Genomic DNA, 10,950 nt, shown 5'->3' with positions numbered 1-10,950 from the left:
GTCAATTGCCTGCGGGAACTGAACCTGCACACCGTTGTAAAGACCTAGGTGCCTATCAGGGAGGGGTTGACTAACCAGTAGCTCGCCGACCTCTAGGGAGCCAGCAGCACTCTTTTCGGCCACCGCTCCAATCACCTGGCACATTTCCACCGCATAAGAACTCCAGGCCCCTGCAGTGTCTGCCAGCTCCTCTCGCACACGCTCACTACGGGGGCTGATGATCAGCTCCTTGCTCATTTCGCCAGCCATTCGAGTCCCCGTAGATCTCCATTTGACTCGATGTCCAGCACTAGCGCGACCACCCGATCTCCGCCGCAGCACTCCGCCAGTAACCAACAGTCGAGAGTTCGGCAAGGAGGCCCCTAGCGTCGCCACGGTATGGTCCCCTCAGTGCACACTCGTCCCCATCAGAGCTGCCGTCAAATCGTCAAAGCAGCCACCACTGAGTGACGCGACGACCGGGCTAACTCTCGACTGCCCCATGAATGCCCGTATCTAACTGATCAGACCACCATGGCAAAATGTCGAATATCGCCGATGGCATCCTCGACAATACCGCCAAGATCGGGATCTTCCAGAAACCCCTCAAGGCATGTCAAAAGCCGAGCGCTGACACTTCCATGAATCCGCCCAAGGTGGCCCATACACGTCACGGCAAGGGAACGCAATTGGGGATCGTTTCCTTCGCGGACTTGTTCCAGTAGCACCTCTTCCACCCAAGGGCGGTCTGGGTCGTTATACGTCAACGAGAGAAGCGCTCGCGTCGATCGCGAAACGTCACCACTCGAAAGCGCGTCGAGCATTTCGGCTCGCCACACCTGATCTTCTTCCGATACATCATCACTCATGGCCGTACGATAGCTCCCGATTTAATGGCGCGCCGCAAAGCATTCCTTGCAGCCTGCATTCCTGGGTCTGAATTTATATCCGTGCGCACATGTCCATGGAAGAGCTCATTCGTCCCACCCTTACTTGTGCAGCCACAAGGCACCTCAAGATGTTTGTCGAGAATAACAACGTCACCATTGCTCGGATCTATACCGACTCGACGTGGAGATGTCCCCTTGATCTGTACCGAATTATTTAGCGCACCCTGGCCATCAGAAGGCTCCGCACTGCTTCCACCACGTGAAGTGGCACGTGCTTCCGACCCATGTTTCGGATTAGCTTCGTAAATTTTTTCGTTGCAGTTGTGAACAAGTATAGGCACCGCGCCCGCCAGCACATAGTACGTGTGCTACGCGGGCCCCTCTACCTGCTTTTTCGCAGGTCAAGCGCAGTCTGCTGGTCCGGTGAAGTGCGTGGGTGTCCGTGGTTGTGCGGGGTTGTTGCCGTCGCTACTGCCGTCAGACGGTTCAGCCCAGGTACGGCTTCTCGCGCTGTTCCAGGAAGTGCTGGAGCCTAAGCCGTTGGGTGTGGTGCATCGGCAACTGCTCGATCTCTTCCGGCGGCACGAACCGGAGTTCGGTGGACTCGTCGGAGATCTCCAGCTGGCCGCCAGCGATACGGGCGGTGAAGCAAACGTTGAACTGGCGGCGGACCTCGCCGTCGGTGTAGGCGATGATGTGTTTCGGGTCGGTGTAGGTGCCGACCAGGCCGGTGATCTCTACGTCGAGGCCGGTCTCTTCCTTGACTTCGCGGGCGGCTGTGCCTGGCAGGGAGTCGGTGAGGTCCATTCCGCCTCCGGGCAGGGCCCATAGGTCGTTGTCGCGGCGGCGCTGGAGGAGGATGCGGCCGTGGTCGTCGGTGACGACGGCGGATGCGGCGACGACCACGCTGTTCGGCTTGGGCGCGTTCGGGTCGTCGTAGTACTCGGTACGGGCCACAGTCAGCCTTCCTCTCGTACGGGGGTTGCCGTCGCCCACACGGCATCGAAGCTCTCGGCGTAGGTGTCGAACATGCCCCTCTCCTGATGTCGGCGAAGATGCCATACGGGGGCGGCATAGGCGTTGACACCCCAGACGTGTGCGTTGACGAGTTGCTGGTCGTCGGCGCGGTAGAGGGAGCTGTAGAGCGTGGTGCCGTGGGTGCGGACTTCGATGCCGGGGGTGCCAGCGAGGGGTCTGTAGTGCATGAGGGCGAGGCGGCAGCGGGATTCGATGCCGTGACCGAACCGCTCCTCCTGGCCGCGGGCTTGGACGTTGTCGCTGTCGGCGTCCCCGATCGCGATGCGGACAGTGCAGCCTTCGGCGGCGCGTTCGGTGAGGAGTTCGTTCAACCGCGGGTACGCCTCGTGGAGGAAGACGGCCGCGTAGACCAGGATGTCGATCCGTTCCCGGGCCTGGGCCATCAGGTCGGTGAACGCCGAAACGGGGACGTCGGCCCGCTGCTCGTAGAGCGCCACCAGCTCGGGGCTGATGGCGCGGGTGGGGCGGGCTTGGCGGAGTGCCGGCCAGAGTGCGTGCACGTCTTCTCCCAGGGCTTCGGCCGCCTGTAAGGCTGTGGCGCGGCGTGGGATCCGCCCGAGGTTCACCCAGCGCTCGACCGACTTGGGGTCGACCTCGACCTCCTGGGCGAGGGCAGCGTACGTCCAGCCTCCGGCTGCCATGACGGCTCGTAGTCTCTCGTTCGGCACGAGTCTCCCCCTACATCTCAGGACGGCACCAGGGACGTTCTACATGGTGCGGGACGTCCCGGAGTGGGGTTTGGTGGAGGTTCCTTCGTCCCGGTGATCGACGTGAGGATCGGTGCCGACCCTGCGGCACCGATAACGCCCAGGGGCACGGTCCACGCCGCCGAGGAGTGCCAACGTGCGTAAGAGCGCCACCACTTGTGTTCCCGCCCTGCGACTGGATGCCCGGTCGCGGACCGCCTCGCCGGGGTGGTCACGATGACGGCCCGCAACCCTGACGCGGTCGAGCACAGCGCCTCGCCCGACGTGGGCGCCGTCATGGTCGACCGGAGGAACGGCAAGGTGGGCGTGGTGATGGGCCATGTGGGACCTTACGTACAGCTTCGACCGCCGCGCGGTGGCCGGGAGTGGGACGTGCCGCCCGAAGAGGTACGTCCGCCGACCACGGCCGAGGAATTGAGCGCCAAGGTGGCTGTGGCCAACCGGAGGTGGGGACGGTGACCCCTCGCTCGGTCCTGCGCTACGAGACCTGGACGCTCCAGCCCGACCGCGAGCCGGACGCGGAGCCGGTGCTGTACGCGATGCAGTGCGCCGTGGACGGAGAGACCTCGCCGACAAGCGAGGATTTCGCCGAACCGCAGGACTGGGTGCTGCGGCACTGCGGCCAGAACCCGTCCCACCACACCTACCGGGAGATCATCACCCGGCCCTGGCGCACCTGGCACCAGATATGACGCGCCCTGTCCTCCCAGACACCGCACCGCGCTGACCCATCCAGCTCCCGTCCCTGCCGTGCGCGGCCGATCGAGGCTCCCCCGTCCTGATCAGCCCGGCAGGGACGGGCCTTCACGTGCGTGCCGTGCTCATGGCCGTGGGGGTTCTGGCCTCAGCCACAGAAAGTCAGCCACGACGGCGGGTGAAGCCGACCGATCACTCGCCACGTGTGCCTCGCTCAACCCCGCACCGGCATCAGCCCAGTTATCTCCATCGTCACGGCCCCAGCCAGGCACCAGGTCCACGCGTCCGGGGCGGCAGCTCCGCCGGGGTGCCGACGCCGCACGGCACGAGCTCGCCGGACGGCCTTTCCGGTGCCCGACCGATCTACTGCTGAGCGGTCGGACCGGGGCTTCTGGTTGGGAGTCCGACTTATGCTTCCGGGCCTTGTGCGCGCCGAGTGGCCGGTGGGCGTCGCCAGCGGGGCGGTAGACAGGAGCGGGCGGCGGTCACCGGCCGCCGGCGCGCGGCGGCCCGCGTCAGCGGGGCGCCCTTGATCAAGTAAAGAAACTCTGAACAGCTCTGCCCGGTCACCCTGCCCCGCTGAGGTGCCGTTCACGGGCGGCGTTGTTGCCGCTTCTTCTTCGAGGCGGCCAGCGCGGCTTCCAGCTTCTCGCTCGGCGATGTGTCCGGTTCGGTCTCGTCGTCGTGAAGAGGCGGGAGGAAGAGGCCTCGTCGACTCTTCTCGCGTTTGACCTTGCGGCGCTCGCTGAAGAGCCGCTGGTGCTCCTCGCGGACCGCGACCCATCGCTGGTCGAGCTCCGTTTCCCGTGCCAGCAACTCGTCATCGCTGAGGTCGGCGAACTCTGCGGCAGCCGCGCGGGCCTCGCGGTCGATCTCCTCCCTCAGCAGGTAGTTCGTGATCGGCCCGTGATACTTGCCCGGCTCCGGCTCAAGGCGCACGAAGACGCCGCGCCCCTTGACCGCGTACACCAGTCCTGCCTGCTTGAGTCTCCGATAGGCGTTCTGGGCGGTGGAGTTGGCGACTTGGAACCGCTCTTGGATCTCGCGGGCCGGGGGCAACTGCGAACCGGGCGGGTAGACGCCTTCCACGATCTCTCGGTGTAGGGCGTCGGCCACCTGGACGTACGGCGGCCGGCCGTCTTCGTTACGGATGACATCGACCGGCCAGTCCGCCCCTCCGGCCTCAGCCTCGTCGTGCTCACTGTCGGTCGGCTCGGTGCTTCCGTTCGCGGGCGTGCTGACGAAGCTGCCTCGGCCGAGCTGGGAGTGGACCAGCCCTTCTTGCTTGAGGACCCGCAGGGCGTTTTGGACGGTGGAGCTGGAGACACCGAATCGCTCCCGCAGCACGTTGGCCGAGGGCAGGCGCTCACCGGGGCGGAATTCGCCGTTCAGGATCGCGTCCCGCAGAGCTTCGGCGGCCTGGAGGTACGGCGGCCGGGAGTCCTCGTCCAAGGGCAGGGTCATGCCCCCACGGTATCGCCAGCAGCCCGTAGCGCTACAGGCACATCCACGTGCTACCCACCGGGCGCTCACCGCACCTCATCGACTTCACAAGCTAATCGCTCTTGCAAGTTGAGCGATGATCTCCTTATGCTCATGGCGAGTCGATCAAGCGGCTCCGTCGAACGAGGATGTGATGGCATGGCCATGACTCGAATCCGTGTTGCTCTGCTGCCGACTGCGGTGTGCATCGCGGGCACCGAGCCGGTGCTGAAGATCAAGGACCAGCAGACCGGGGAGGTCGCCACCGACCGGGAGACCGGTGCGTCGCTGTACACGGTGACCGTGATGCTCATGGAGGACGGCCGGGCCGAGGTCCTGAAGATCACGGTCCCGGAGACCGGGCTGGCGGCCGGGCTCAAGCCGGGCGCGATGGTGCGGCCCGTGGAGCTGTTCGCGACTCCGTGGGCGCGGATCTTCAACGGTCAGCTCTCCGACGGCGTCGCCTACCGCGCCGCCCGCCTGGAGCTGGTGACGGTGGAGGCGGCCCAGTGATCCGCTTCGAAACCCCCGCGCCGGAGCAGGAGTTGTACCCGCTCCAGCCCCTGCCGGGGACCGAGGGCAAGGCCACGTTCGCCGTCTCGACGGCGGTGCTCGATCTACTTGGCCTGAACCCGGAGCAGGCGGCCCGCCTGGAGCTGGGTCACATGCTCGGCCTGATACGTGAAGAGGGGGCGTGACGTGGATGCCGTGACGGGGTACGCCTCGGGCGCGCTGCTGGTCGTGGTCGCGCTGGTCAGTGTGTGGCTGCTGGTGACGGTGGTGCGCTACGTCCGGGCCGACAAGGACACGAGGGTCAGCATGCGGCAGGCCGTGCGGGTGCGCTGGGGTTGGGTGCGGCTCGCGCGGATGGCCGGGCTGGCGGTCACCGACAAGACCCCGAGCCTGCTCGCGCAGATCACCGTATCCAAGGACAGCCCCACCCCCGCGCCCCGGGTGCTGACTCCGAAGATCAAGGTGACGCCGGACCGGTTCGGCGTGATCGTGCGGGCTCGGACGCTGCCGAAGGTCGGGCTGGAGGAGTACCAGAAATCGGCACGGTTCCTGGCAGATGCCTGGCGGTGCACGCGGGTCTCCGTCCTGCGGGACGGTCCGGGCAGGGTGGTGATCCGGGGCGTGCGCTCGGACCCGCTGACCACGCCAACCGCACACCGGCCCACCGGACTCCCGCCCGTGGACCTGACGCGCTGGGAGTTGGGCGTGGACGAGTATGCCGCCCGGGTATGCGTGTCCCTGGCGAACGTGCCGGGGGTGACGGTGGCCGGCGTCCCCGGTGCGGGCAAGACCTCGGGGGTCAACAAGTTCGTCTGCGACTTCGCGCCGTCTCCGTCCGTGCAGATCGCGACGGCGGACGGGAAGGTGTCGCGGGCCTCGGAGGGCGATTACGCCGACCTGGTCAAGCGGATGTTCGCGTTCTGCGGGGACAACCTGGACGAAGCCAACGCGCTGTTCAAGCGCCTGGTGGAGCTGCGCAAGCGGCGGTCCTCGGTAATCCGAGACGTGCTGGGCGTGAAGAACATGTGGCACGTCGGTCCCTCGCCGCAGTGGCCGCTCACGGTCCTGATCATCGATGAGGCGCATACGTTCTTCCGCGAGTACAAGGGCAGCGACGCCACTACCAAGCGGCTGGGCGCGCTGACGGCGGAGAACGCCCGGCTGGTGGAGGACCTGGTCAAGAAGGGCCGCAGCGTCGGCATCCTGGTGATCCTGATCAGCCAGAAGACAACCGGCGACGCCATCCCGACCTTCATCCGCGACGTGTGCCCCATCGGACTGTCCTTCGCGCAGAAGACCGTGGAAGCCGCGGTGGCCGCTCTCGGCGAGGACATCCGCAACTGGCCTGACGCCAGCCCGGTCACCTTGCAGGACCCCGCCTACGTCGGCGTCGCGGTCATGGCGATGCAGGGCCGACCCGGATACACCCGCATCCGCACCCCCTACGTCTCCGACGCCGACGCCGCCCGCACCGCCGAGGACACCTCGCACCTGACCTCCGACCCGGACCTGTGCCTGGACGCCCTTCTCCACTCGACCAGCCGGACGACAACATCCCCGGCCCCACTCACCAAGTAGTCACGAACGACCTCTCCCAGAAAGGAGGTTGAACGCATGGCGGAGGAACGGTTCACCCGACGCACCGTGACCGTGGTCATGGCGGTCATCGCGGCCCTGGCCTTCGTCTTCTCCTTCGGCAACGTCTGGGCACTCGCACTGCGCCTCGGCGTCCCCCATCCGATCGCGCCGCTGATCGCCCCCATGGTCGACCTGTCCGTCGTCGGGCTCCTGGTCGCGCTGCGGTTCCTTGCCCTGCGCGGCGTCGCCAAGGCGGAGTTGGAGGCCGGTACCCGGCTGCTGCACCTGTGCGGCCTGCTCACCCTCGCCCTGAACACCGCCGAACCGCTGCTGACCGGACGCTACGGCCGCGCCTGCCTGGACACCGTCGCCCCGCTCCTACTCCTCGGCTGGGGCCACGTCGGCCCCGCCTTCCTCGCCCAGTTCCACACCCTCACCCACCCCACCCGGCATCTGGAGGAAACGCCCACCCCCATCTCCGAGCCGGTGCCCGACAAAGCACCCGCACCCGAGCCCCCGACGCCCGCCCTGGTCGACATCGCCTCGGCAACCGAGGAACTGGAACCCGCTCCGATTCCAGCCGCCGCTCCGTCCGTCGCCGTCGCCAAAATGGCCCGGCCCGCCTCCGGCCCAGGCTTGCCGGCCGCCCTCCTGGACGCGGCCCGGCGCATCGCGGACACCCACCGCACCGAGCACGGAACACCGATCACCGCCACCCACCTGGGAACCCGCATGGGCATCGCCCTGCCGGTAGCCGCCGCCGCGCTCGCTCAGCTCTGAGCCCCGGCCCTCGCCAGCCGCATCACCCTCGCTGAACCCCACGCCCGCCCATGGGCCTGGTTCGTCATGCCCCGAGCAGCGCCAACTCGCCTTCCTGCCTGGCTGGTTGAGCTCGAGGCCACCCACCCGATAGAAGGGACACGCCCCGAATGGTCACCCTGGACCTGCGCCACGTGGCAAGCCCCGCCGTGCGGGACCTGCTCCACCTCGTCAACCAGCCCGACTTCGACCGCGCACAGCAGCAGATCGAACGCCTCGGCGGCTGCACCGAACCCGTCCGCCTGACCGGCCACACCGCCACCGTCGACACCGCGACCGGTGAGGTACTGCGCTCCTACACCTCCTCGGACGAGCCCACGGGCAGCCTGCTCACCGCGTGCGGCAACCGTCGCGCCTCCCGCTGCCCGGCCTGCTCCCGCCTCTACGCCGCCGACACCTACCAGCTCATCCGGGCGGGCCTGTCCGGCGGCAAGACCGTGCCCGACACCGTGCGCACTCACCCCCGCGTCTTCGCCACCCTTACCGCTCCCTCCTTCGGCCCTGTCCACAACCGCCCCACCACGCCTGGCGGCGACGTCCGGGCCTGTCGCTGCGGCACCCGCCACGAACCCACGGACCCCCTGCTCGGCACGCCGCTGAACCCGGCGACATACGACTACGCGGGCGCCGTCCTCTTCAACGCCCACGCCTCCGCGCTCTGGGCGCGCTTCACCACCTACCTGCGCCGGGAGATCGCCGTCCGGCTCGGCCTCACCCAGAAGGCCGCCCGCGCGGTCCTGCGGGTGTCCTTCGCCAAGGTCGCCGAGTACCAGAAGCGCGGCCTGGTCCACTTCCACGCCGTCATCCGGCTCGACGGCCCCGACGGCAGCACCCAGCCCCCGCCCTCGTGCGCCACCGTCGCCGTGCTCACCGACGCCATCCGCGCCGCCGCACCCCGCGCCCGCATCACGCTCGTGTCGGACGCTATCGGGGAACGCCAACTCGCCTGGGGCCAACAGCTCGACGTACGCGAGATCGCCGCCTTCGGCACCGACGCCGAACTGACCGATCAAGCGGTCGCCGCCTACGTGGCTAAGTACGCCACCAAATCCGCCGACGCCTCCGGCACCCTCGACCGCGCCCTGTTCTGCCACCCCTGCCACGGGCGCGGCGCCACCCTCCTGCCTCAGGGAACCCCGCTCCCCTGCACTGCCTGTGACGGCACCGGACAGGCCCGGCCCCTGCCCCGCCTCGCCGTCGCACCCCATGTGCGGCAGATGATCCGCACCTGCTGGGAGCTGGGCAAACTCGCCGAGTTCGCCGACCTCAAGCTCTGGAAGTGGGCCCACATGCTGGGCTTCCGGGGCCACTTCTCCACCAAGTCCCGCCGCTACTCCACCACCCTCGGCGCGCTGCGCGACGCCCGCCGCGCCTGGCGCACCGAACAGACCCACGCCAACGCCGGCCTGCCCGACCTCGACCCGGCGACCACCCTCGTCGTCGGCCACTGGGACTACCTCGGCTCGGGCTACAGCCCCGGCGCGGCCCTCCTCGCCGCCCACGTCCGGCACCGCAAGGAACTGGAACGGCAGTTCACGGCCGAAGGGGGCTGCTGATGGGCTCGCCCCCGCCCGCCGTCCTCCACCCTGCCAGCCCGGCGCTGGAGTTGCTGACGGTCCCCCAGGTCATGGCCCGCCTCCAGCTCGGCCGCTCCACCGTCTACGACCTGCTCCGCACCGGACAGCTCGCCTCGATCACCCTCGGCCGCGCCCGCCGCATCCCCACCCGCGCCCTCACCGACTTCATCCGCACCCGCCTCGAACAGGACGTCGCCTGATGACCACACCCCGCGACACCCCCGCCTCCCGCCGCGTCCGCGCCAACGGCGACGGGACCGTCTACCAGCGCAAAGACAGCCGCTGGGAGGCCGCCGGATACGTCCTGGCCCCCGGCAACACCCGCAAGCGCGTCCGTGTCTACGGCACCACAAGGAAGGAGGCCCTGGCGAAGCTCACGGAGAAGATCGCCGCCAGCAACCGCGGCCTCCCCGTCCCCTCCGCGCAGGGCAGCGTGGCTGCGTACCTGACGTACTGGCTCGACGCTGTCGCCGTCCACCAGCTCCGCGAGAACACCCACACCCGCTACACCGCCGTCGCCCGCCTCTACCTCATCCCCGGCCTCGGCCGGAAGAAGCTCGCCAAGCTCACCGCCAAGGACGTCCGCACCTGGCTCAACCACCTCCGCACCACCTGCCAGTGCTGCACCCGCGGCCTCGACACCGCCCGCGATGAGCCCCTCTGCTGCGCTGCCGAAAAGTGCTGCTCCAAGCGGCTCTCACCGCTGACCCTCGCCTACGTGCACTCCGTCCTCAAGTCCGCCCTGGAGCACGCGGTGCGCGAGGAGGAGATCCCGCGCAACGTCGCCCGCAACGTCCGCACCGGCACACCCCGGCCCCGCCGCTTCGAACCCCTCACCGCCGACGAAGCGCGCACATTCCTGACCGCGACCAGCGGTCACCGGTTGCAGCCGCTGTTCGAACTCGCTCTGCACACCGGCCTCCGCAAGGGAGAACTCCTCGGCCTCCGCTGGGAAGACCTCGACCTGGCCGGCGGAACCGCCAGCATCCGACGCACCCTCCAGCGCACCAACTCCAGCGGCCTGACCGCCCTCCCGACCAAGACCAAGAGCTCCGAACGCCGCATCGCCCTACCGACGCCGTGCCTGCGCTCCCTCGAACAGCACCTCAACCGCCAGCGTCAGGAACACGAAGCGGCGGGCGCGGGCTGGAAGGACAGCGGCTACGTCTTCACCCGACCCGACGGCGCACCGATCGAAGGGTCCACCCTCACCCGGCACTTCAACACCCTGCTCCGCCAGGCAAGGCTCCGCCGCATCCGGTTCCACGACCTTCGACACTCGGCGGCCACCCTCCTCCTGGAGCAGGGAGTGGAACTCGTCGTGATCAAGGAGCTGTTGGGCCACGCCCACATCGGCGTCACTGCCACCGTCTACGCCCACGTCCGGCTCCGCCTCCAGCGCGACGCCATCGACCTCCTCGGCCACGCCCTCCGCAGCCCCGCCGAGATCACCGGCGGGCCCGACGACGGCGACGAACCACCCCTCGTCGGAGCCGCCGTCCGCTGACGTTGCCGTCAACTACTGCCGTCAACCATCCCAGAAGCCCCGCCAGGACGCACCTGACGGGGCTTCAACCTCGACTATTCAGCGGAATTGGTTGAGCTGATGCCCTGGTAGCAGAAAGGTGCCGCTGAGCTGCAAGGATGCGACTGTCGAGGAAGCATCGGGTG

The 10,950-nt window shown here is 68.1% G+C and carries 13 protein-coding genes; 9 read left to right on the top strand and 4 right to left on the bottom strand.

All coding sequences use genetic code 11. The features are described from left to right. Positions 1-503 precede the first annotated feature (503 nt). The 3 genes from IH48_RS36150 to IH48_RS0104265 form a co-directional block, all read right to left on the bottom strand. Positions 504-848, bottom strand: a complete 345-nt coding sequence (locus IH48_RS36150; RefSeq protein WP_158710247.1) for a hypothetical protein — start codon at positions 846-848, stop codon at positions 504-506. Positions 849-1,355: 507 nt separating this feature from the next. Continuing rightward, entirely contained in the window at positions 1,356-1,826 is a 471-nt protein-coding gene (locus IH48_RS0104270) for an NUDIX domain-containing protein (RefSeq protein ID WP_030899283.1), read from the bottom strand. 2 nt (positions 1,827-1,828) lie between these two features. After that, on the bottom strand, positions 1,829-2,548 hold the full coding sequence (locus IH48_RS0104265) for a helix-turn-helix domain-containing protein (RefSeq protein ID WP_030899281.1): 720 nt from the start codon (positions 2,546-2,548) through the stop codon (positions 1,829-1,831). Between the two features lie 282 nt (positions 2,549-2,830). On the opposite strand from IH48_RS0104265, the gene IH48_RS34810 reads away from it, so the two are divergent. Both IH48_RS34810 and IH48_RS0104255 read left to right on the top strand, forming a co-directional pair. Beyond that, positions 2,831-3,073, top strand: a complete 243-nt coding sequence (locus tag IH48_RS34810; RefSeq protein ID WP_199809891.1) for a hypothetical protein — start codon at positions 2,831-2,833, stop codon at positions 3,071-3,073. Next, positions 3,061-3,306, top strand: coding sequence for a hypothetical protein (locus IH48_RS0104255; RefSeq protein ID WP_030899275.1), 246 nt, complete (start codon positions 3,061-3,063; stop codon positions 3,304-3,306). The genes IH48_RS34810 and IH48_RS0104255 overlap by 13 nt, the downstream gene beginning before the upstream one ends. A 595-nt stretch (positions 3,307-3,901) precedes the next feature. On the opposite strand, the gene IH48_RS36535 is transcribed toward IH48_RS0104255, so the two are convergent. Further along, the gene (locus IH48_RS36535) at positions 3,902-4,774 is read right to left on the bottom strand and encodes a winged helix-turn-helix domain-containing protein (RefSeq protein WP_078849473.1); all 873 of its coding nucleotides are present in this window, start codon (positions 4,772-4,774) and stop codon (positions 3,902-3,904) included. A 177-nt stretch (positions 4,775-4,951) separates the two neighbouring features. Between IH48_RS36535 and IH48_RS0104245 the strand changes: the two genes are divergently transcribed. The 7 genes from IH48_RS0104245 to IH48_RS0104215 all read left to right on the top strand — a co-directional run bounded on the left by IH48_RS0104245 (position 4,952) and on the right by IH48_RS0104215 (position 10,786). Next, positions 4,952-5,305 carry a hypothetical protein gene (locus IH48_RS0104245; RefSeq protein WP_030899269.1) on the top strand — a complete coding sequence of 118 codons (354 nt, stop codon included), beginning with the start codon at positions 4,952-4,954 and terminating at the stop codon, positions 5,303-5,305. Next, positions 5,302-5,490: a hypothetical protein gene (locus tag IH48_RS0104240; RefSeq protein WP_030899266.1), complete on the top strand. Its 189-nt coding sequence runs from the start codon at positions 5,302-5,304 to the stop codon at positions 5,488-5,490. The genes IH48_RS0104245 and IH48_RS0104240 overlap by 4 nt, the downstream gene beginning before the upstream one ends. A 1-nt stretch (position 5,491) precedes the next feature. Continuing rightward, on the top strand, positions 5,492-6,883 hold the full coding sequence (locus tag IH48_RS34255) for a cell division protein FtsK (protein WP_051839151.1): 1,392 nt from the start codon (positions 5,492-5,494) through the stop codon (positions 6,881-6,883). A 36-nt stretch (positions 6,884-6,919) separates the two neighbouring features. After that, complete coding sequence (locus IH48_RS0104230) at positions 6,920-7,663, top strand: DUF2637 domain-containing protein (protein ID WP_030899262.1); 744 nt, start codon at positions 6,920-6,922, stop codon at positions 7,661-7,663. A 149-nt stretch (positions 7,664-7,812) separates the two neighbouring features. Further along, positions 7,813-9,258, top strand: a complete 1,446-nt coding sequence (locus IH48_RS0104225; protein ID WP_030899259.1) for a replication initiator — start codon at positions 7,813-7,815, stop codon at positions 9,256-9,258. Then, positions 9,258-9,479 carry a helix-turn-helix domain-containing protein gene (locus IH48_RS0104220; protein WP_030899257.1) on the top strand — a complete coding sequence of 74 codons (222 nt, stop codon included), beginning with the start codon at positions 9,258-9,260 and terminating at the stop codon, positions 9,477-9,479. The genes IH48_RS0104225 and IH48_RS0104220 overlap by 1 nt, the downstream gene beginning before the upstream one ends. Next, entirely contained in the window at positions 9,479-10,786 is a 1,308-nt protein-coding gene (locus tag IH48_RS0104215) for a tyrosine-type recombinase/integrase (protein ID WP_030899255.1), read from the top strand. Before IH48_RS0104220 ends, IH48_RS0104215 begins: the two co-directional genes overlap by 1 nt. The last annotated feature ends 164 nt before the right edge of the window (positions 10,787-10,950 follow it).

It is taken from the genome of Streptomyces sp. NRRL F-5126 (assembly GCF_000721265.1).
Classification (GTDB): domain Bacteria; phylum Actinomycetota; class Actinomycetes; order Streptomycetales; family Streptomycetaceae; genus Streptomyces.
The sequence above is the reverse complement of the archived record's forward strand: the minus strand, read 5'-3'. Positions and strand labels throughout refer to the sequence as shown.